Consider the following 20,045-nt stretch of genomic DNA (forward strand, 5'->3'; position numbering starts at 1 on the left):
CGCTATGGAATTCACGATTCAACACTTTATTGCGCTTGCGCCACTGTTGATCACCAGCCTCACCATTATTGTGGTGATGCTGGCAATCGCCTGGCGCCGCAACCACTCGCAGACTTTCCTGATCTCGGTCGCCGGTCTGAACCTGGCCTTGCTGTCGATCCTCCCAGCCCTGAAAGTCGCGCCTCTGGCCGTGACTCCACTGCTGCAAATCGACACGTTCGCTTGCCTGTACATGGCGCTGATCCTGGTCGCCACCCTCGCCTGTGTCACCCTCGCCCACGCCTATCTGGGCGATGGCGGTTCGGGTTACCCGGGCAACCGTGAAGAACTCTACCTGCTGATCCTGATGGCCGCCGCCGGTGGTCTGGTTCTGGTCAGCGCGCAGCACCTGGCCGGTTTGTTCATCGGTCTGGAACTGCTCTCGGTACCGGTCTACGGTCTGGTGGCTTACGCCTTCTTCAACAAGCGTTCGCTGGAAGCCGGCATCAAATACATGGTGCTGTCGGCCGCTGGTTCCGCGTTCCTGTTGTTCGGTATGGCGCTGCTGTACGCCGACTCGGGTTCGCTGAGCTTCGTCGGTATCGGTCAGGCTCTGGCTGCGACTGGCCTGCCTAGCTCGCTGGCGCAACTGGGTCTGGGCATGATGCTGATCGGTCTGGCGTTCAAGCTCTCGCTGGTACCGTTCCACCTGTGGACGCCGGATGTCTACGAAGGTGCTCCGGCACCGGTGGCGGCGTTCCTCGCGACCGCTTCCAAGGTTGCGGTGTTTGCAGTGATGGTGCGTCTGTTCCAGATCTCCCCTGCCGCCAGCAGTGGCGTACTGAGCGACGTGCTGACCGTCATCGCCATCGCCTCGATCCTGTTCGGTAACCTGCTGGCCCTGACCCAGAGCAACCTCAAGCGTCTGCTCGGTTACTCGTCCATCGCGCACTTCGGCTACCTGCTGATCGCGCTGGTGGCGAGCAAGGGTCTGGCGGTGGAAGCCATCGGCGTGTACCTGGTGACTTATGTGATCACCAGCCTCGGCGCCTTCGGCGTGATCACCCTGATGTCCTCGCCGTACAACGGCCGTGACGCGGATGCCCTGTACGAATACCGCGGCCTGTTCTGGCGCCGTCCGTACCTGACCGCCGTGCTGACCGTGATGATGCTGTCGCTGGCCGGTATCCCGCTGACTGCAGGCTTCATCGGCAAGTTCTACATCATCGCTACCGGTGTTGAATCGCATCAATGGTGGCTGGTCGGCTCGCTGGTGCTGGGCAGCGCCATCGGCGTCTTCTACTACCTGCGCGTGATGGTCACCTTGTACCTGATCGAGCCAAACCTGCGTCGCCACGACGCCCAGCTGCACTGGGAACAGAAGGCAGGCGGCGTGATGCTGCTGGCCATCGCCCTGGTCGCGTTCTTCCTGGGTGTGTACCCGCAGCCATTGCTGACACTGGTTCAGCAGGCGGGTCTGGCGGGCTGATAGCTTGGCTGGCTAGAAATGAAAACGGCACCTTCGGGTGCCGTTTTTGTTTTTGTGCGATCTTTTGACTTACTACGCTCCCCCCTTTTTAGGAATTTGCCTGCAAACCCGTGAGCAACGGCTGACATTCCGTAGAAGACATTTGTAGTTAAATTTGAGGATCACCTATCAAGTGGAGATCCACGAACCATGAAGCGGGATATTTTTTCAGAGTTGATGGATGGCATTGGTGCGATAGCCAGAGAACGCCAAGGCAAAATCACATTGAAGAAGACGCGTGTAAAACGGATCGGCGACACGAAGGGCAAACTCATACTTCCCGCCGAAACTGATGCCTCTCTATCACACGGTTTGCTGGATACCTTCGAACGATAAAAAGCCACATCTGCACTCATGCGACCTATCAGACTCACTCAGACTACTGTGGGAGTGAGCCTGCTCGCGATGGCGTAGGCACTTTCAACATCTTGATTGGCTGACACTCCGCTTTCGTCGGAACGCCGCCCGGAGCAGGCTCGCTCCCACAGTTTTGTGTGGCGTTCACTCAATTCATATAACCACATGACGAAATTGTAATTCCCTCATCACCTTGGCGTTATCCGCAGCTTGCAACGATGTGACCCGGCGACCATGCCGGCGGGCCCTGCCCCGTCGAACAATAAAACCCACGCCGAAGCACGTTCCCGTTCTGCCGAACCCAAGGAGTGTTTGATGGTTAACCCTACAAAAATATCGATGGCCGCTTTAGCGGTGGTGGTCAGCGCCGGGCCGTCCATGGTGTTTGCAGAAGACAAGCCTGAAGGCTTTGTCGAAGGCAGCAGCCTGACACTGCTCAACCGCAACTTCTACTTCAATCGTGATCATCGCAATGGCCAGTCCAGCCCCACCGGCAAAGGTTATTCCGAAGCCTGGTCGCATGCGGTGATCAGCAAGTTCGAATCCGGTTTCACCCAAGGCACCGTCGGGGTCGGGGTTGATGCGTTTGCGATGATCGGACTGAAACTCGACACAGGTGACGGCCGTAATGGCGGGCGCAGTTCGTTTGATGTATTGCCGGTCAACAGCGACGGCGAAGCGCGGGACGAATACACCAAGGTCGGTGGCGCTGCGAAAATTCGGGCGTTCGATACGGTGGTGAGGATTGGCGATGTGTTCCCGGCCAATCCGGTGGTTGCGGCGGGTGACTCGCGCTTGTTGCCGGAGAGCTTTCGCGGGGTGACGGCGAGCAACACCAGCATTGAAGGTCTGTCGGTGCAGGGCGGTCGATTGCATGCGATGAGCCAGCCGGCGTCCAGCGACATGCGCGAGAACTTCGCCACATTCTACGCCGGGCCGGTCAATTCGCCGTGGATCGCGTATGGCGGCGGCGATTATGTGCTGAACAAGAATCTCAGTTTCAGCCTGTACTCCAGCCGTCTCAAGGATGCGTGGAATCAGTATTACGCCGGCACTGCCTGGACGTATCCGCTCTCGGACGACCTGTCGCTGTTCGGTGGTCTGAACTATTACAAAGCCGTCGATGAAGGCAAACAACTGCTCGGCGAGTTCGACAACAACATCTGGAGCGGCCGTGTCGGCGTAAAACTCGGCGCCCATTCGGTCGCCCTCTCCCACCAACGCAATAACGGCAATGACGACTTCGATTACCTGCGCCAGTCCGACTCGATCTTCCTCGACAACTCGATCCAGTACAGCGATTTCAACTCGCCGAAAGAACGCTCGTGGATGGTGCGTTATGACCTCGACATGAGCACTTATGGCGTACCCGGTTTGTCGTTCATGACCCGTTACGCGCGCGGCACCGACGCCGACTATTCCAACGCCAACGCCGTGTACATGCGCCGCGATGCCGAGGGCAATCCGCTGACCGATCAGAAACGTTGGGAGCGCGACATCGAAGTCAAATACGTGGTGCAAAGCGGTTCGATGAAAGACCTGTCACTGCGCTTGCGCCAGGCGACGACACGCGCCACGGCGTTCGAGTCGGATCTGGATGAAGTGCGGGTGATTGTCGAGTATCCGTTGGCGATTCTTTGATTGCGCGGTTGATGCAAATTCACCTTTAGAAGCTCCTTGCTCCTTTGGTAAGAGGTGAATCTTTTGGCGTCCTTCGGGGCGCCTTTTTTTGCGCTGCGGTCGCGACATAATCAACCCGCTATCAAGACAACCTAGCGGGTAGCTGAAAGCCAAGCTTTAGCGTAGAGGCAGCATCAGGGTTATAGGGGAAATGTCGGGGCACGGAATGAATCCCGCGTACTTGATATAAAAGCTCGACAGCCGATCATTCAAGGGATGAACAATTATTGCGCTGGATCCGATCGACTGAGACGCGTTGAGGGCTCTTTCAATCGCATCTTGCAGTAAATCGACAGCGAAACCTTGGCCCTGAGCTTCGCGCGTTACCCCCATACGCCCCAATAGAGTTACCGGATGGACACTGGGCGAATTGCGTTGACTGCTCTTCGGCATGACGCTGGCACGGGCGACTGATCCGCTGGAGAGAGTGTAATAGGCCATCACATTCGACGTGCCTTTGAGGCAACTGACGTACACAACAGCCTGCTTGGTGGATTGGGCTTTTCGCGCCTTCCTCTGCAGGTAATGGTCAATGGTCACCTCACCAGAATCGAAAGCATTGAGCTCGTGTAGGTCGTTGAGCTTCTCGGGGGCGGTCAACTCCAACGTTTTGGACGTGCGAGCAGTTGGTGCAGGCATTCGTTACCTCGAGCCGGATTGGCTTCAATAGCCTGTTCGAATGCATCAAATGCGCTGTCGTCGAGAAGGAACAGTCGTTTATCCAGAATCACCTCTTCAGCTTTTTGGCAGGCAGCTTCCAGGATAAAACTTGTGCGATCACGACCAGACATGGCGGCTGCCAAATCGATCAGATTACGTTTCTTTTCGTCCGCTCTCATGTTGATTGGAACGGGTTTGGATTTTTCAACGCTTTCAGTTGTGGACATTTGTTCTGTTTCCCATCTGGGTAGGTGATGTTGGAACTGGAGCCTCCTTATGGCGTTAGCACATCAGCTTTTGTTTACTTTTCATTTTCTGACTCCTTGAGTGGCCCGGAGAGGTTTAGGCCATGCTCTTAACGTGAGATCTAACGTTTGAGGTGCGAAGCCATGTGAGCAGCTTCGGAGTCGATTCTATACCGACCGTGTAGCTAATGCATATACGCGTATAGCTTTCAGATACACGGTCATTTTATTTAGTCTGGCGAGAAAGAGATCCTCGCCAAAGGACCTTTGCCTACGTCGTGACCTCCACGTTATCCAGCGCTTTGTTCACCGCCAGTTCACCGAGCATGACCACCTGCGCGATACCCAGCAGGGTCTTGCGATGGGTGCCGCCCAGCAATGCGGCGAAGTCACCGAGCATCACCGTGGCCGAGGCCAGGGATTCGCTGGCGTTGGCCAGTAGTGATTCGGTGTCGGCTTTGGGATTGACCAGGAACATCTGGTTGGGGATGTACGGTGCGGACATGATGGCGGCTGAGGGTTTGAGGTAGAAGTCGAGGGCGCGGTCGGCGGCTTCGTGGAGTTTTCGGGTGTCGACGGAGGCGTAGGGGGATGTTGAGTTGGCGTCGGGGATTGCGTCTGCTTCGGGGGGATTTGGGGTTGGCTTTTTCATAAGGTTCATCTTCTGTTCTGAAAGTGGAGCTGGCCCATTCGGTTCCAATCGAAAGGGTGGCAGCTGTACGCAGGTTGGAACCCGGGGAACAGAAAACCCGACAGACTCGAAGTCTCCCGCGCACAGCTGCCATAACGAACTGCATACCATCAAAGGTGTGCAAGCATACGTCATGAAAAGTGCTTTCGCTTTCTGTAAAGCCACGGGGTTCCAATCCCGATCGCTGAATTGGCAGCGACCCCCACAGGCTAGAGAGCTGACGTCCGACGGACAACCTGAAAACATTGTGGGAAGGTTCCGCACTTCCCACACAACCTTTAAACATCACGAATTGAAATACGCATCGTGATATTGCAATTCGACCCCTGTAGATACTCTGTTCACGGTCAAGCTTTTGCGAGATCTTTTGCGCAAAAAAGCTTGGCCGTATTGAAATCTTCGCCGGCTCGCATGCAGGCCCACAAGCCGGTCAGGTATTTGCGCATGACGGCGACGATAGCCTGCATCTTTCTCTTCCCTCGCCCGATCAACGCTTCGTAAAAGGCTTTCACGTTGCTGTCGCAACGTATGGCAGTCAGCGCTGGCATGTACATCGCTGAACGTAGGTAGGTGTTTCCGCCCTTACTTATCCGCCCAGGTTTATCGATGCTGGTACCTGATTGCGTAAGCCGCACATCGAGTCCTGCATGTCGGCTGACCTGCGCGGACTTAAGTGTCACTGGCAAGGTCGTCAATTCAGCCAGTGCCGCAAATACTGAAATTTCGCCCATGCCCGGCGCTGCGATCATGTGCCCAAACTGGGCGCTTAGCGTCGGGCAGTTGTCGATCAGCGCCCGACCTGCGAGCCTGAAACGCTCGATTCGCTTGTCAAAAGCTTCAATGGCTTCTTCTTCGTCTTCAATCAGCATTTTCACGGTTGTTTGAGTAGCTTTCAGCGCATGCAGCTCGTTCTTGGCTCGGGTGCGATGACACGTCAAACGATTGATATGCCTTCCGATAGCCCGCAGTTCCAACTGTATGGTCGTGGGCGGCGTCCACAATTTTGGGCTCATGCGTTCGCCGTATTCGGCTAGCAACTGGGCATCGATCGCATCGGTTTTGCTGTTTTTCAGCATCAGCTTGGCAAAGTTATGAAAGCTCTTCGGGTTGATAACCGAAACGGGCAAACCCGCCGCGGTGAGCTCCATGGCCAAATCCAGGTAATAGATGCCGGTGGCCTCCATCACTACGGATAAAGGCTTGAGCTCGAGCAACCTGTTGACCGCTGCTTTGCGCCCGGCGGGTGTTTGGTCGATGTTGCAGGCCCCTGCAAAACGGCCGTCGTTGCGCCAGCCCATGGCGGTCGTGCGAGACCCCACATCCAAACCGACATGCATGCTCATGCTTTCAACTCCGAGTGAACTGGGTTAGAAATGCATCCTGGTTCCCCTGACCTCGAACTTCATGCCACTGCAACCTTGTAATGCGAAGTCCGACTTGTCGGCTTCTCGATACTCTTCGTGGTGGGCAATGAGGCGGGGGGACCTCTCTACAGACAAGGTCAGGAGCAAGTCCTGCCTTTAGGAGCGATCGGTCTCCCCCAGAAACACATCTTCGTATGTCCGCACCAGCGAGCTTAGATCTCAATTGACTGGTGTGAGGGCAACATACAAGGAGCTGCCGAAGGCTGCGATCTTTTGATCTTGATCTTTAGAATCAAAGTCAAAAGATCGCAGCCTTCGGCAGCTCCTACACGGGGCCGCGTTCTGGCGTGGCGGATTCAGCTCCCGCCGTTTCGGCACACGCCCATCACGTTGTACTTGATGGTATTGATCTGACCTTTGGAGTCCTCGTAGGTCATCGCGGTGGGCACCACTTTGCACGCAGGCTGCGGCTTCACCACACTCACCACTTTGACCACGTCCAGCTTCATTCCGTATTCGTAATCCTTCACCGCCGGCGGCGCTTTGCCCTGGTTGGCGGCGTACTGTTCCATGGCTTTGCTGTTGGCGCTGAGCGCGCGTTCAAAGGTGCGGTCACCACCGCCTTCGGCCAGCACATTCGCAGACATCGCCATTACGCCGACGAACGCGATCCACTTGAGCATGTTCATATCCATTTCCTTCCCGTCCGGGCTTGAAAAAAAAGCCCGGCATCGATGCGCGATGAAGGGCTTGTTCAGGTGCAGCAGGCTTACAGATCGCGGGTTTTGTCGTCTTTCTTGTCGTTGACGACAACCGGGTTGCCAGCGGCTTTTTCCTTGGCGACGAACAACTCCATGGAGCGGTCGTTGCTGGTCATCATCCGTTCGAAAGTGCGGTCGCCACCGCCTTCGGCCAAGGCCACGGAAGAGATCGCCAACGCCACAACAAAAGTACCCATCTGTACGATTTTCATCTTTGATTCCTCGTTTAAGTAACTGACGGGATCAAGGTAACAATCCGAACCTATCGTCACGGTGGCGGGGAAATTACATATCCGTTATCTCCCGGACACACTTCTGAAGTCGAACACAAAACCTGTAGGAGTGAGCCTGCTCGCGATAGCGGTGGGTCAGTCAATGTAGATCTGCCTGATAGACCGCTATCGCGATCAGGCTCACTCCTACAGAGGGGATTACCTATTTAGTTGGAACGGTGTCTTCTTCCCGGCGATGGGCGAGTTGGTAGAGCGCCGGCAAGATCAGCAGCGTGAGGATCGTGGAGGACAGGATTCCGCCGATCACCACGGTTGCCAGTGGTCGCTGCACCTCCGCACCTGTGCCGGTCGCAAGCGCCATCGGAATAAAGCCCAGCGAAGCCACCAACGCCGTCATCAACACAGGTCGCAAACGCGTCAGCGCACCTTCGTGAATGGCATCCGAAAGCGACCGCCCCTCCTCGCGCAAATTACGAATAAACGCAATCATCACCAAGCCGTTCAACACCGCCACCCCGGACAACGCGATAAACCCGACCCCCGCCGAAATCGACAGCGGAATATCCCGCAACCACAACGCCATGACCCCACCGGTCAAGGCAAACGGAATCCCGGTAAACACCAGCAAGCCGTCCTTGAGGTTGTTGAACATCATGAACAACAAGCCGAACACCAGCAGCAGCGCCACTGGCACGACAATCTGCAAACGCTTGGCCGCCGATTGCAGTTGTTCAAACTGGCCGCCCCAACTGGTCCAGTAACCGGCCGGGACTTGCACATCACGCTCGATCACCTCACCGGCCTCGCTGACAAACGAACCAATGTCACGCCCACGCACGTTGGCGCTGACGATCACCAGACGCTTGCCGTTCTCACGGCTGACCTGATTCGGGCCGAGCACCAGGTCGAGGCTGGCGACGTCTTGCAGCGCGACGAAGCCGATCTGATTCGCAGCGCCACTCAGTGCCGGCACCGGGATCAGCAGTGCCGACAAGCCGTCGATGTCCTTGCGCATGGCATCGGACAACCGCACAACCATATCGAAACGCCGGTCGCCCTCATACAACGTCCCGGCCTGACGCCCGCCCACTGCCACGGCAATGGTGTCCTGCACATCACCGACGTTGAGCCAGTAGCGCGCGGCTTTATCGCGATCAATGTTGATAGTCAGCACCGGCAGCCCGGTAGTTTGCTCGACCTTCACTTCGGATGCGCCGTTGACCTTTTGCATGGCAGCAGCGATTTTCGCAGCGGTGGCATTGAGCACGTCCATGTCATCACCGAACACCTTCACCGCGACATCACTGCGCACGCCGGAAATCAGTTCGTTGAAGCGCAGTTGAATCGGCTGCGACAGTTCATAGTTGCTGCCCGGCAACGTCGCGGCGGAAGCTTGCAGTTCGGCCATCAGGGTTTCGCGGGACTTGCCTGGATCCGGCCACTGTTCCTTGGGTTTGAGCATCACGTAGCTGTCGGAGATATTCGGCGGCATCGGGTCGGAGGCGATTTCGGCGGTGCCGGTGCGAGCAAAAACACGTTCGACTTCCGGCACTTTCGCCAAAATCAACGTCTCCAACCGCTGCTGCATATCCACCGATTGCGTCAGGCTGGTGCCCGGCACACGCAACGCTTGCAAAGCAAAATCACCTTCGCTGAGGCTCGGTACAAACTCGCTGCCCATGCGGCTAGTAAGCACGCCGCTAAGCACGATCACGCCCAACGCCGCGCCCACTGCGATTGCGCGATGGGACATGACCCAGGCCAGCGCCGGCGCATACACGCGACGTGCGCCACGCATCACCGCGCCCTCTTCTTCCTTGACCTTGCCCGTGACGAACAACGCAATCGCCGCTGGCACGAACGTGACGGAAAGCAACATCGCGCCAAGCAAAGCAATCACCACGGTAAACGCCATCGGGTGAAACATTTTCCCTTCGACGCCACTCAAGGCGAAAATCGGCAGGTACACGACCATGATGATCAACTGCCCGAAAATCAGTGGTCTCCGCGCCTCTTTCGCTGCGGCAAAGACTTCCTTGAAACGCTCGGCACGGGTCAGCAAACGGCCGTGATGCTGCTGCGCATGGGCCAGTCGACGCAGGGTGTTTTCAACGATCACCACCGCACCGTCGACGATGATGCCGAAGTCCAGCGCGCCGAGGCTCATCAAGTTGGCGCTGACCTTGTTGCTGAACATCCCGGTGAAGGTGAACAGCATCGACAGCGGAATCACCATCGCGGTAATCAGCGCCGCGCGGATGTTGCCGAGGAACAGAAACAGAATCGCGATCACCAGAATCGCGCCTTCGATGAGGTTCTTTTTCACCGTGGCAATGGCTTTGTCGACCAGGTGCGTGCGGTCGTACACAGGCACCGCGATCACGCCTTGCGGCAAGGATTTGTTGATCTGTTCGAGCTTGCTGGCGACCGCTTGCGAAACTGTGCGGCTGTTCTCGCCGATCAGCATGAACACCGTGCCGAGCACTACTTCGCGGCCGTTTTCCGTGGCCGCGCCACTGCGCAATTCGCGGCCGATTTCCACGCTGGCGACGTTCTTCACCCGGATCGGCGTGCCGTCAACGTTGGCCATGACAATGTTGGCGATGTCCTCGGTGCTCGCCACTTGGCCCGGCGCGCGAATCAGCAATTGCTCGCCGCTGCGCTCGATGTAACCGGCGCCGACGTTGGCGTTGTTGCGCTCCAGCGCGGTGACCAGATCGGTGAGGGTCAGCTTGTATCCGGCCAGGCGTTTCGGGTCCGGAGCGATCTGATATTCCTTGGCGAAACCGCCGATAGTGTTGATCTCGGCGACACCGGGCACGTTGCGCAATTGCGGCTTGATGATCCAGTCCTGAATCACCCGCAGGTCGGTCGGCGTGTAGGCTGTGCCGTCGTCCTTGAGTGCGCCCTCCTTGGCTTCCACTGTCCATAAAAAGATCTCGCCGAGGCCGGTGGAAATCGGCCCCATCACCGCTTCGGCGCCTTCGGGCAATTGCTCCTTGGCGATCTGCAAACGCTCGTTGACCAATTGGCGGGCGAAGAACAGGTCAGTGCCGTCCTTGAAGATCACCGTGACCTGCGACAGCCCCGAGCGCGACAGCGAACGGGTCTGCTCCAGTGCCGGCAAACCGGCCATCGCGGTTTCAATCGGAAAGGTGATGCGCTGCTCGGTTTCCAGCGGCGAGAACCCGGCGGCGCCGGTGTTGATTTGCACCTGGACGTTGGTGATGTCCGGCACGGCGTCGATCGGCAGTTTTTGATAACTGGCGATGCCGAGGCCGGCCATGAGCAGAACGGCGAGCAGCACAATGATGCGCTGCTCGATGGCAAACTGGATCAGGCGTTCGAACATGGGAGTCTTCCGGATCAGTGGCTGTGCTCGGCTGAGGCTTTGCCCAGTTCCGACTTGAGGACGAAGCTGCCGGCGCTGGCGACTTGCGCGCCCGGTTCCAGCCCTTGAGTGATTTCCACATGGCCGGCGGCGCGGCTGCCCAGCTCTACTGCCCGGGCTTCGAAACCGTCGTCGGTACGCACGAAAACCGTGGGTTTGTCCTCGACGGTCTGGATCGCGGATTCCGGTACGGCGACTATCGCTTCGCGGCTGTCGGTAGCGACCAGCGCGGTGACGAACAGGCCGGGACGCCACGAGCCTTGCGGGTTTTCCAGGGTGACGCGGACGGTCGCGGTGCGGGTTTGTTCGCCGAGCAAGCTGCCGACGTAAGCCACGCTGCCGACCACTTCTGCGTTGAGTTCCGGGGCGCTGACGGTGACCGCTTTGCCTACTTGAACCTTGTTCAGATCCTTCGGTGAAACGCCGAACGTTACCCACACTCGCGACAGATCCGAGAGGGTGAACGCCGCTGTGCTTTCATCAACGACCTCGCCCGGCGTCAGGTGTTTTTCCACCACCACGCCATCGAACGGCGCGCGCAATTCGTAGCGATTGCCGCCGGTGGCGACCACGCTGCCGCTGAGCACGCTGATCTTTTGCCGCGCATTGCTCACGGCGATTTCCGCCTCTTGCAGTGCCTGGCGCGCCTGGAGGAAATCCTGCTCGGCGGAAATCTTGTCCTGCCAGAGCTTTTTCTCACGCTCGTAGGTGGTGCGCGCCAACGCCAGGCGACGCTGCGCGGCGGCTTGTTCGCTGCGTTGATCGGAGATCTGCTGACTGGCGATCACCGCCAGTAACTGACCCTTCTTCACCGTTTGCCCGAGGTTGATCGCCACCGTCTCGACCACGCCCGGAACGCGCGGTACAACGTGGGCGGTGCGGTCTTCGTCGAAGCGCACTTCGCCGGGGAACGGCAGGCCAAGACTGATGTTTTGCGGCTTTGCTTCGGCAAGTTGAATGCCGGCGGCAGTGATTTGCTCGGCACTCAATTCGATGTGGCCTTCTTCGGCATGTTCAGCCGCTGCACCTTCTTCGGCGTGATCGGCATGCTCAGAAGTCTCGTCGGCATGCGCGTCGATGCTTGCGTTACCTGACCACTGCGAGCCGATACCAATGCCCAGCGCCAACGTCGCCACCGCGACAATCATCAATTTTTTATCCATGGAAACTCCTCTGCGCCGAGCCATCGCGCAGTTGTCTGAAAAGTGAAATTCAACGGCCGACGCTGAGGTCGCCGAAGATCCGTTCGATGCGTACGCGGGCGTCGGTGGCTTCGCTGACGGCCTGGATGTACTGGCTACGAGCGCTGATCAATGTTCGTTGCGCATCGAGCACATCGAGGAAGCCGAACTTGCCCATTTCGAATCCGCGTGTGGCGCTGTCGACCGCACTTTGCGCGGCGGGCAGGATGGTCTGGTTGAACGCAGTGACTTCGCCGTTGGCGGTCTGCCATTGCTCAAGGCTGGTCTGGACTTCCGTGCGCAATCGCAGCTCGGTGGCGTTGCGCAGATCCCGCGCCTGATCGGTGCGGCGCGCGGCCGCGAGCACATTGCCCTGATTGCGGTTGAACAGCGGAATCGGCATCGACAGCCCGACGACGTTGACGCGTTCGCGCTCGGTTTCGCTGTATTGGCTGCCGATGCTCACGGTGAGGTCGGGAATGCGCTGGGACTTTTCCAGGCCCAACGATGCTTCACGCTGATCGATCTGCAGTTTGGCCAGACGCAGTTCGGCGGTCTCGTTCAAGCGCTCGAGCAATCGTGTCGGTGGAGGAACGGCCGGCATGCTTTGCGTGGGTGCCTGCACCTTGGCCGACGTCGGCAACGGTGCGCCCATGACCTGCGCCAACTGCTGATAGGCAGTGGCCTGATCGCGTTCGGCGCGGCTCAGCTCCAAGCGCACTTCCGAAAGTTGCACTTGTGCTCGAGTACCTTCGACCGGCGACGACTTACCCGCCTCGATTCGCCCCTGCGCCACACGCAAACCGTGCTCGGCCAATTGCAGGGATTGCCGGGACAGCTGCAAGCGTTGCTGCGCGGTTTGGGCGCTGTTGAACGCCTGAATCACATCGGCGCGCAATGCATTGCGTTTGCGCTCCAGTTCGATGCCGGCAGCATCCTGCGCACGGCTGGCGACATCGATGCGTGCGCCGCGTTTGCCGCCCAGTTCGATCGGCTGACTGAGCATGACCGTGGTGGTGCGTGAGTCACGGCGGGTGTCTTCGGCTTCCCACGACACTTCAGGGTTGGGGATCAGGCCGGCCTGTTGGCGGTCACCTTCGGCGATGCCGATTTCCCACTGCGCAGCGGCCAGTTCCGGGTTGCCGGTGAAGGCGCTTTGCAGGGCTTGGTCCAGCGTCAGGGTCGATGCGTTTGCAAGGCCGGCGCTGGCCAACAACACCAGGCCGCTGACTGTTTTTTTCAGGCGTGATTGCGCCGTCAGTTTTATTAAACCGGGCAATGGAAGACTTCCTTTATTCAAGAATCTCGGATGCCGCCACGGTAGGGTTTTGAACTTATCGACAAGGTGACTGGAACATTACAAATCCGTTATCCACGGTTTGCCGAAGTTGTTTTGTTCTAGGATGCGAAGTGCTGGCGGCGTTATCGAAATACATCGAAACAAATGCGCGTTAGTTATCTGCTGAATTGCACTTGTGTGAATCGAAGTCATGGGATTTTTGCGGCTCGCGCTGCGACCGACTGTCGCAGATCACTGGTTTAGAGCGTTTGATCGTTGACCCTGTAGCCGCTACAACCTTTATTGTGCCGCCTCCCCTCACCCCAGCTCTCTCCCGGAGGGAGAGGGAGCCGACCGAGGTGTCTGACACTTTCCATCGACCTGTTACATCAAATCGATTATGGATTCAGTGAGGTTTTTTCACGTCGGCGTAGTTCCGAAATATCCCACGCTCAGTCCCCTCTCCTTCTGGGAGAGGGTTAGGGTGAGGGCCTTTTGTAATTAAATACCCATTAAATAAAAGTGGTGAAAGATCATGCGAATCCTTGTCGTCGAGGACGAGCTTAAAGCTGCCGAATACTTGCATCAGGGTTTGACCGAAAGTGGCTATGTCGTTGACCACGCCGCCACCGGCGCCGATGGTTTACACTTGGCGCAACAGCAGGCCTATGACCTGATTATTCTCGACGTGAACCTGCCGGAACTCGATGGTTGGGGCGTGCTGGAACAACTGCGTCGCACCCACTCCACACGGGTGATGATGCTCACCGCGCGCGGGCGTCTGGCCGACAAGATTCGTGGCCTCGATCTGGGCGCCGACGATTATCTGGTCAAGCCGTTCGAGTTTCCCGAACTGCTGGCGCGGGTGCGCACCTTGATGCGTCGCAGCGAAAACATCCCGGTGCCGCAGGTCCTGAAAGTCGCTGATCTGGAACTCGATCCGGGCCGCCATCGCGCGTTTCGCGGCGCGCAGCGTATTGACCTGACCACCAAGGAGTTCGCCCTGCTGCATTTGCTGATGCGCCAGTCCGGCGAAGTGCTGACGCGCACGCAGATCATCTCGCTGGTGTGGGACATGAATTTCGACTGCGACACCAATGTGGTCGAGGTGTCGATCCGCCGTTTGCGGGCGAAGATCGACGACCCGTTCAACAGCAAACTGATTCACACCCTGCGCGGTGTCGGCTACGTGCTGGAGGCACGGGAATGAAGCCCTCCAGCCTGTCGATGCGTCTCGGTTTGACGGTGAGTATTCTCGGCGCGCTGCTGGTGGTGTTCCTGGCGATCCTTGCCTATTTCGCGTTGACCCATGAGCTCAATGCGCTGTCGCGCGACAGTCTCGAAAAGAAGATGGCGCAGGTCGAACACAGCTTGTCGCTGTACGTCGATGCCAATGAGATCAGCGGCAAGCCGCACATTTTGCTCGATCAGGTCATGGGCCATGACAACCTGACGTTGACGATTTATGACCGCTTGAACCTGCGCTCGCCGCTGCTCAAATCCGGCAGCGGTTTGACCGATCCACGAGTTGAATTGAAAGCGGTGCGCTCGACCACTGATCAATTGACTTACTCCGACAGCATCGATGCCGAAGGGGCGAAATTCCTCACCGTGTCCAAGCTGATTCGTCTCAAGGACGGCAACAGCGTGCCGGTGCTGCTGTCGATGGACAATGCCCATGATCAGGCTTTGCTCAGCGCGTATCTGCGCTCGACGCTGATTGCCTTGCCGTTGTTGCTGGTGTTTATCGGCCTGACCGCGTGGGGCGCGGTGCAGCGTGGTTTGGCGCCGCTGCGCGAGTTTCGCAAAGTGGCGGCGATGGTCTCGACCCAGGATCTGGAACACCGGCTGTCCGTGGTGAACATGCCGCAGGAACTGAGTGAACTGGCGCAGGGCATCAACTTCATGCTGCATCGGCTGGACGCCGGGGTGCAGCAGTTGTCGCAGTTCTCTGATGACCTGGCGCATGAGTTGCGCACGCCGATCAACAATCTGATGGGCAAGGCGCAGGTCACGCTGTCGCGCGAGCGCTCGGTTGAGGAATACAAAGATGTGCTGGTGTCGTGCACCGAGGAGCTGGAGCGCGTGGCGCGGATTGTTTCGGACATGCTGTTTCTGGCGCAGGTCAGTCATCCGTCGGCGCTGGCACCGTTTGAAGCGGTGGCGCTGGAGGTTGAAGTCGCGAAAGTGGCCGAGATGTTTTCGTTGTCGGCGCAGGATAAGAACATTCATTTGAATGTCGTTGGCAGTGCGACGGTGATGGGCGATCGGCTGATGATTCAGCGGGCGATTTCCAATCTGCTGTCCAACGCGCTGCGCCATTGCCCGAACGGAAAAACCGTGACGCTGCTGATTGAACAGAGTGCGACGCAGGCCTCCCTGCTGGTCAGCAACCCCGGCGCCGGGATTGAAGCGCAGCATTTGCCACATCTGTTCGACCGCTTCTACCGCGTCGACAGCAGCCGCTCGCGCTCGCAGGGCAGCACCGGGTTGGGACTGGCCATCGTCCGTTCGATCATGAGCCTGCATCAGGGCGTGGCGGAGGTGAAGAGTTTGCCGGGTGCGATGACCGTGTTCCGGCTTGGGTTTCCTGCGGTGCCGACAATGGCCCCTTCGCTTGCAGGCAAGCTCCCACAGTGATTTGCGGGGTACTCAGGTTTGTGGGCACCACTGAAACCTGCAGGCCTTCGCCCGCTTGCGATGGCGGTGGGTCAGTCGACATTTTTGTACGATTTTTTACCGATTTGCTCCCGTCCCCACACAAACGCCGAAAGCTCTCGCCGCAACCTCCGTTTTGTCCTACAGCCAGTTTTGAGTAGATAGCTCTATGGTGGAGGCCTTGGCAGATGGAATACCGACGAGAGGCTAAAAATGAACAGGGATATCGTTTGCGAATGGGCTGAAGAAGTCTATGGTTTGGCAGCGTTGAAATATTCTGGCTATATTTGTCCAGAATACAGGGGTGAGCTGATGATCATCGTTCCGCTGGCTGAAGCCAAAAACAATTTATCCAAACTCGTCGATGATGCCGCTGCTGGCCAAGTCATCACGATTGCCAAGCATGGGCGGGCGATGGCTCGCCTCGTTCCCGTAGGAAAACCCAGCGCTCAGCGTATTGGCGCAATGAAAGGCAAACTGGTGTTGCCCGACGATTTCGACTCACCACTGCCCGATGACATGCTTGATACATTTGAGGGCACTCAAGCATGAGGCTTCTGCTCGACACGCACATTTTGCTCTGGACGCTCAGTGATGACGCCAGATTGTCCGGCAAAGCCAGAAAATTGATTGAGAACGCCGCCGAAATCTACATCAGCGCCGCCACTTTCTGGGAAATGGCAATCAAGGTCGGGCTCGGCAAGCTGAATGTTGATCTGGAAGAAGTCCGCCAATATTGTCTCGACAGTGGCTTTATCGAACTGCCAGTGACTGCAGAGCACGCCATCGCCGTGAAGGATCTTGAGCACCATCATCGCGATCCGTTTGACCGCATTATCATCGCCACAGCAATGACCGAGCCGATGAAGTTGCTCACGGCTGATGCTTTGGTTGCTCGTTACACAGATCTGGCTGTTCTGGTCTGATCAAGACACATCCAGTACCGGCACACATCAATGATGGCGGCGGGTCGGTCGATATCTTTTTCGTCTGACACACCGCTATCGCGAGCAGGCTCACTCCTACAGGTTTTTGTGTCGTTCACAGATGCGGTGTACGCCGCGAACCTCTGTGGGAGTGAGCCTGCTCGCGATAGCAATCGCAGCGGCACCAACAAAAACGGCACCTTCCGGTGCCGTTCGCCTTTCACAGTTCCCCTATCACTTACGCGCATCCGCCCAGGATTTCAGCAGTTCGTTGTAGCTCACGGTCTCGCCTTTCGGCTTCTCGTTGGCCAGTTTCGGTTTCGGTGCGCCCGGTTGATCAAACCAGTACTGGGCATCGCGCTCCGGATTCATCTTCGGTGCACAAACAGCCTGGGCCTTGGAGCGTTCGAGGCGGGTCATTATCGCGTCCTGATCCTTGGCCAAACCATCCAGCGCCTGTTGCGGGGTCTTCTCGCCGCTAGCCGCTTCGGCGATGTGGCTCCACCATAGTTGCGCCAGACGCGGATAGTCCGGCACGTTGGTGCCGGTCGGGGTCCATTGCACGCGGGCCGGGCTGCGGTAGAACTCGACCAGACCACCGAGCTTCGGCGCCAGATCGGTCATCGCTTGCGAGTTGATGTCCGACTCGCGAATCGGCGTCAGGCCGACGATGGTTTTCTTCAACGAGACAGTTTTCGAGGTCACAAACTGCGCATACAGCCACGCTGCCAGTTTCTGTTTCTCAGGCGTGGACTTCATAAACGTCCACGAACCCACGTCCTGATACCCAAGCTTCATGCCCTCTTCCCAATACGGCCCGCGCGGCGATGGCGCCATGCGCCATTTCGGTGTGCCGTCGGCGTTGACCACCGGCAGGCCCGGTTTGGTCATGTCGGCGGTGAACGCGGTGTACCAGAAGATTTGCTGCGCAATGTTGCCCTGCGACGGCACCGGGCCGGACTCGGAGAAGGTCATGCCCGCCGCTTCCGGTGGCGCGTACTTCTTCAACCAGTCGACATATTTGGTGGTGGCGAACACCGCCGCCGGGCCGTTGGTGTCACCGCCTCGGGTCACGCTGGAGCCGACCGGGTGGCAGTCCTCGACGCGAATCCCCCACTCGTCCACCGGCAAGCCATTCGGAATGCCTTTGTCGCCGCCACCGGCCATGGAGAACCAGGCATCGGTGAAGCGCCAGCCCAGCGACGGGTCTTTCTTGCCGTAGTCCATGTGCCCGTACACGCGTTTGCCGTCGATTTCCTTGACGTCTTCGCTGAAGAATTTGGCGATTTCTTCATAGGCCGACCAGTTCACCGGCACGCCCAATTCGTAGCCGTACTTTTCCTTGAACTTGGCTTTCAGATCGGCACGTTCGAACCAGTCGGCGCGGAACCAATAGAGGTTGGCGAATTGCTGGTCAGGCAGTTGATAGATCTTGCCGTCCGGCGCGGTGGTGAAGGAGATGCCGATGAAGTCCTTGATGTCGAGCGTCGGCGAGGTGAAGTTCTTGCCTTCGTTGGCCATCAGGTCAGTGATCGATTCGGTCTTGCCGTAGCGAAAGTGCGTACCGATCAGGTCCGAGTCGTTGACCCAGCCGTCATAGATGTTCTTGTCCGACTGCATCACCGTCTGCATTTTCTCGACCACGTCGCCTTCTTGCAGCAGGTCGTGGGTGAGCTTGATCCCGGTGATTTCGCTGAACGCCTTGGCCAGCACTTTCGACTCGTATTCGTGGGTGGTCAGGGTCTCGGAAACGACCTTGATGTCCATGCCGCGAAACGGCTCGGCGGCCTTGATGAACCACTTCAACTCTTCGAGTTGCTGCTCGGCCGTCAGGGTCGACGGTTTGAATTCACTGCCGATCCATTTTTTCGCCGCGTCCTCGTAGGCATCGGCCCAGGCGGATGCGCTCAAACCGCTGAGTGCCAGCATGGCTGCCAATGAAATGCTATGTCGCAGCTTATTGTTTTTGTCGAACATAGAGACCTCCTGTTTAAGTTGTGGAGCCGCGTTGCCGAACGACTCGACTAGCCCCAACGCATCACAGCCAACAGCCACACCAGGGACAACGCGGACGCCACCCAGATGCTCCAGTCGGTGGCGCCGATCACCAGCAAATGCAGGTAGGCGCTGCCGAGAAGACCGATAAACAAACGATCGCCACGGGTGGTGGCAATCGGCAGAAAACCTCGCCGCAGGATGCTCGGCGAGCGCAATTCCCAAGTGGTCATGCCGACCAGAATCAGGCCGATGACGATGAAGAATGCGGCTGTCGGGGTGGTCCAACTCATCCATTCCATCATCAGCTCCTCAGACCCGACCGAGGGCAAAGCCCTTGGCCACGTGGTTGCGAACAAACCAGATCACCAGCATGCCCGGCAGAATGGTCAACACCCCCGCCGCCGCCAGCACGCCCCAATCAATACCCGAAGCGGATACCGTGCGCGTCATCACCGCCGCGATCGGCTTGGCGTTTACCGAGGTCAACGTGCGCGCGAGCAGCAGTTCGACCCAGGAAAACATGAAGCAGAAAAACGCCGTGACGCCGATACCCGAGCCGATCAGCGGGATGAAAATCTTCACGAAGAACTTGGGGAAACTGTAGCCGTCGATGTAGGCAGTTTCGTCGATTTCTTTCGGCACGCCGGACATAAATCCTTCGAGAATCCACACCGCTAGCGGCACGTTAAACAGGCAATGCGCCAAAGCCACGGCGATATGCGTGTCGAACAGGCCAATCGACGAATACAACTGAAAGAACGGCAGCAGAAACACCGCTGGCGGCGCCATGCGGTTGGTCAGCAGCCAGAAGAACAGGTGCTTGTCGCCGAGAAAGCGATAACGCGAAAACGCATAGGCCGCCGGCAGCGCCACGCTCAGCGAGATCACCGTGTTCAGGCTGACGTAATACAGCGAGTTCAGATAACCGGTGTACCAGCTCGGATCGGTAAAGATCACTTTGTAGTTCGCCAGCGTAAAGGCCTGTGGGAAAAGCGTCAGACCGCCGAGGATTTCGGTGTTGCTCTTGAACGACATGTTCAGCAGCCAGTAGATCGGCACCAGTAGGAAAAGGATGTACACCAGCAACGGAATAAGCTTTCTTTTGCTCATGGCC

19 protein-coding genes are annotated in these 20,045 nt (G+C 57.9%); 7 read left to right on the plus strand and 12 right to left on the minus strand.

All coding sequences use genetic code 11. The features are described 5' to 3' along the window. Positions 1-4 precede the first annotated feature (4 nt). From nuoN to PspR84_RS18325, 3 genes are all read left to right on the plus strand, one after another. Positions 5-1,468, plus strand: a complete 1,464-nt coding sequence (gene nuoN / locus PspR84_RS18315; protein WP_007920173.1) for an NADH-quinone oxidoreductase subunit NuoN — start codon at positions 5-7, stop codon at positions 1,466-1,468. Between the two features lie 189 nt (positions 1,469-1,657). Then, positions 1,658-1,843, plus strand: coding sequence for a hypothetical protein (locus PspR84_RS18320; protein ID WP_095118218.1), 186 nt, complete (start codon positions 1,658-1,660; stop codon positions 1,841-1,843). Positions 1,844-2,179: 336 nt separating this feature from the next. Continuing rightward, positions 2,180-3,505, plus strand: a complete 1,326-nt coding sequence (locus tag PspR84_RS18325) for an OprD family porin (RefSeq protein ID WP_160058628.1) — start codon at positions 2,180-2,182, stop codon at positions 3,503-3,505. Positions 3,506-3,661: 156 nt separating this feature from the next. On the opposite strand, the gene PspR84_RS18330 is transcribed toward PspR84_RS18325, so the two are convergent. The 9 genes from PspR84_RS18330 to PspR84_RS18370 form a co-directional block, all read right to left on the minus strand. After that, on the minus strand, positions 3,662-4,183 hold the full coding sequence (locus PspR84_RS18330) for a hypothetical protein (RefSeq protein ID WP_160058629.1): 522 nt from the start codon (positions 4,181-4,183) through the stop codon (positions 3,662-3,664). Next, a complete protein-coding gene (locus PspR84_RS18335; RefSeq protein WP_041073246.1) occupies positions 4,141-4,431 on the minus strand; it encodes a DUF1778 domain-containing protein in 291 nt (96 codons plus the stop codon). The genes PspR84_RS18330 and PspR84_RS18335 overlap by 43 nt, the downstream gene beginning before the upstream one ends. Before the next feature lie 289 nt (positions 4,432-4,720). Then, on the minus strand, positions 4,721-5,101 hold the full coding sequence (locus tag PspR84_RS18340; protein WP_160058630.1) for a DUF6124 family protein: 381 nt from the start codon (positions 5,099-5,101) through the stop codon (positions 4,721-4,723). Positions 5,102-5,487: 386 nt separating this feature from the next. After that, positions 5,488-6,483, minus strand: a complete 996-nt coding sequence (locus PspR84_RS18345; protein ID WP_160057007.1) for an IS110 family transposase — start codon at positions 6,481-6,483, stop codon at positions 5,488-5,490. A 377-nt stretch (positions 6,484-6,860) separates the two neighbouring features. Continuing rightward, positions 6,861-7,193: a DUF2790 domain-containing protein gene (locus tag PspR84_RS18350; RefSeq protein ID WP_160058631.1), complete on the minus strand. Its 333-nt coding sequence runs from the start codon at positions 7,191-7,193 to the stop codon at positions 6,861-6,863. An 80-nt stretch (positions 7,194-7,273) separates the two neighbouring features. After that, entirely contained in the window at positions 7,274-7,477 is a 204-nt protein-coding gene (locus PspR84_RS18355) for a co-regulatory protein PtrA N-terminal domain-containing protein (RefSeq protein ID WP_160058632.1), read from the minus strand. 223 nt (positions 7,478-7,700) lie between these two features. Continuing rightward, positions 7,701-10,850, minus strand: coding sequence for a CusA/CzcA family heavy metal efflux RND transporter (locus tag PspR84_RS18360; protein WP_160058633.1), 3,150 nt, complete (start codon positions 10,848-10,850; stop codon positions 7,701-7,703). 14 nt (positions 10,851-10,864) lie between these two features. Beyond that, positions 10,865-12,052, minus strand: coding sequence for an efflux RND transporter periplasmic adaptor subunit (locus PspR84_RS18365; protein WP_160058634.1), 1,188 nt, complete (start codon positions 12,050-12,052; stop codon positions 10,865-10,867). A 49-nt stretch (positions 12,053-12,101) separates the two neighbouring features. Then, positions 12,102-13,349 (minus strand): TolC family protein, encoded by a 1,248-nt coding sequence (locus PspR84_RS18370; protein WP_160058635.1) that lies wholly within the window; start codon positions 13,347-13,349, stop codon positions 12,102-12,104. A 535-nt stretch (positions 13,350-13,884) separates the two neighbouring features. Between PspR84_RS18370 and PspR84_RS18375 the strand changes: the two genes are divergently transcribed. The 4 genes from PspR84_RS18375 (at position 13,885) to PspR84_RS18390 (ending at position 16,933) form a co-directional block, all read left to right on the plus strand. Continuing rightward, entirely contained in the window at positions 13,885-14,559 is a 675-nt protein-coding gene (locus tag PspR84_RS18375) for a heavy metal response regulator transcription factor (RefSeq protein WP_160058636.1), read from the plus strand. After that, positions 14,556-15,989: a heavy metal sensor histidine kinase gene (locus PspR84_RS18380; protein WP_160058637.1), complete on the plus strand. Its 1,434-nt coding sequence runs from the start codon at positions 14,556-14,558 to the stop codon at positions 15,987-15,989. Before PspR84_RS18375 ends, PspR84_RS18380 begins: the two co-directional genes overlap by 4 nt. 231 nt (positions 15,990-16,220) lie before the next feature. Continuing rightward, on the plus strand, positions 16,221-16,559 hold the full coding sequence (locus PspR84_RS18385) for a type II toxin-antitoxin system prevent-host-death family antitoxin (RefSeq protein ID WP_224790125.1): 339 nt from the start codon (positions 16,221-16,223) through the stop codon (positions 16,557-16,559). After that, positions 16,556-16,933 carry a type II toxin-antitoxin system VapC family toxin gene (locus tag PspR84_RS18390; RefSeq protein ID WP_102901289.1) on the plus strand — a complete coding sequence of 126 codons (378 nt, stop codon included), beginning with the start codon at positions 16,556-16,558 and terminating at the stop codon, positions 16,931-16,933. The genes PspR84_RS18385 and PspR84_RS18390 overlap by 4 nt, the downstream gene beginning before the upstream one ends. Positions 16,934-17,167: 234 nt before the next feature. Here the strand turns inward: PspR84_RS18390 and PspR84_RS18395 are convergent, their stop codons facing one another. Genes PspR84_RS18395 through PspR84_RS18405 form a run of 3 tightly spaced genes read right to left on the minus strand, consistent with a single transcriptional unit; the run spans position 17,168 to position 20,041 of the window. Next, a complete protein-coding gene (locus PspR84_RS18395; RefSeq protein ID WP_160058638.1) occupies positions 17,168-18,910 on the minus strand; it encodes an ABC transporter substrate-binding protein in 1,743 nt (580 codons plus the stop codon). Between the two features lie 47 nt (positions 18,911-18,957). After that, entirely contained in the window at positions 18,958-19,230 is a 273-nt protein-coding gene (locus tag PspR84_RS18400) for a DUF2160 domain-containing protein (RefSeq protein WP_007912485.1), read from the minus strand. Positions 19,231-19,240: 10 nt separating this feature from the next. Beyond that, entirely contained in the window at positions 19,241-20,041 is an 801-nt protein-coding gene (locus PspR84_RS18405) for a carbohydrate ABC transporter permease (protein ID WP_090284391.1), read from the minus strand. Between the last annotated feature and the right edge of the window lie 4 nt (positions 20,042-20,045).

It is taken from the genome of Pseudomonas sp. R84 (assembly GCF_009834515.1).
GTDB lineage: Bacteria > Pseudomonadota > Gammaproteobacteria > Pseudomonadales > Pseudomonadaceae > Aquipseudomonas.

Excerpts from the sequence above, each read along its gene's own strand:
- PspR84_RS18395 (WP_160058638.1), bottom strand. The coding sequence starts at position 18,910 with ATGTTCGACAAAAACAATAAGCTGCGACATAGCATTTCATTGGCAGCC.
- PspR84_RS18335 (WP_041073246.1), bottom strand. The coding sequence starts at position 4,431 with ATGTCCACAACTGAAAGCGTTGAAAAATCCAAACCCGTTCCAATCAAC.
- PspR84_RS18345 (WP_160057007.1), bottom strand. The coding sequence starts at position 6,483 with ATGAGCATGCATGTCGGTTTGGATGTGGGGTCTCGCACGACCGCCATG.
- PspR84_RS18365 (WP_160058634.1), bottom strand. The coding sequence starts at position 12,052 with ATGGATAAAAAATTGATGATTGTCGCGGTGGCGACGTTGGCGCTGGGC.
- PspR84_RS18340 (WP_160058630.1), bottom strand. The coding sequence starts at position 5,101 with ATGAAAAAGCCAACCCCAAATCCCCCCGAAGCAGACGCAATCCCCGAC.
- PspR84_RS18380 (WP_160058637.1), top strand. The coding sequence starts at position 14,556 with ATGAAGCCCTCCAGCCTGTCGATGCGTCTCGGTTTGACGGTGAGTATT.
- PspR84_RS18405 (WP_090284391.1), bottom strand. The coding sequence starts at position 20,041 with ATGAGCAAAAGAAAGCTTATTCCGTTGCTGGTGTACATCCTTTTCCTA.
- PspR84_RS18390 (WP_102901289.1), top strand. The coding sequence starts at position 16,556 with ATGAGGCTTCTGCTCGACACGCACATTTTGCTCTGGACGCTCAGTGAT.
- PspR84_RS18375 (WP_160058636.1), top strand. The coding sequence starts at position 13,885 with ATGCGAATCCTTGTCGTCGAGGACGAGCTTAAAGCTGCCGAATACTTG.
- PspR84_RS18325 (WP_160058628.1), top strand. The coding sequence starts at position 2,180 with ATGGTTAACCCTACAAAAATATCGATGGCCGCTTTAGCGGTGGTGGTC.
- PspR84_RS18360 (WP_160058633.1), bottom strand. The coding sequence starts at position 10,850 with ATGTTCGAACGCCTGATCCAGTTTGCCATCGAGCAGCGCATCATTGTG.
- PspR84_RS18400 (WP_007912485.1), bottom strand. The coding sequence starts at position 19,230 with ATGGAATGGATGAGTTGGACCACCCCGACAGCCGCATTCTTCATCGTC.
- PspR84_RS18330 (WP_160058629.1), bottom strand. The coding sequence starts at position 4,183 with ATGCCTGCACCAACTGCTCGCACGTCCAAAACGTTGGAGTTGACCGCC.
- PspR84_RS18385 (WP_224790125.1), top strand. The coding sequence starts at position 16,221 with ATGAACAGGGATATCGTTTGCGAATGGGCTGAAGAAGTCTATGGTTTG.
- nuoN (WP_007920173.1), top strand. The coding sequence starts at position 5 with ATGGAATTCACGATTCAACACTTTATTGCGCTTGCGCCACTGTTGATC.
- PspR84_RS18320 (WP_095118218.1), top strand. The coding sequence starts at position 1,658 with ATGAAGCGGGATATTTTTTCAGAGTTGATGGATGGCATTGGTGCGATA.
- PspR84_RS18355 (WP_160058632.1), bottom strand. The coding sequence starts at position 7,477 with ATGAAAATCGTACAGATGGGTACTTTTGTTGTGGCGTTGGCGATCTCT.
- PspR84_RS18350 (WP_160058631.1), bottom strand. The coding sequence starts at position 7,193 with ATGAACATGCTCAAGTGGATCGCGTTCGTCGGCGTAATGGCGATGTCT.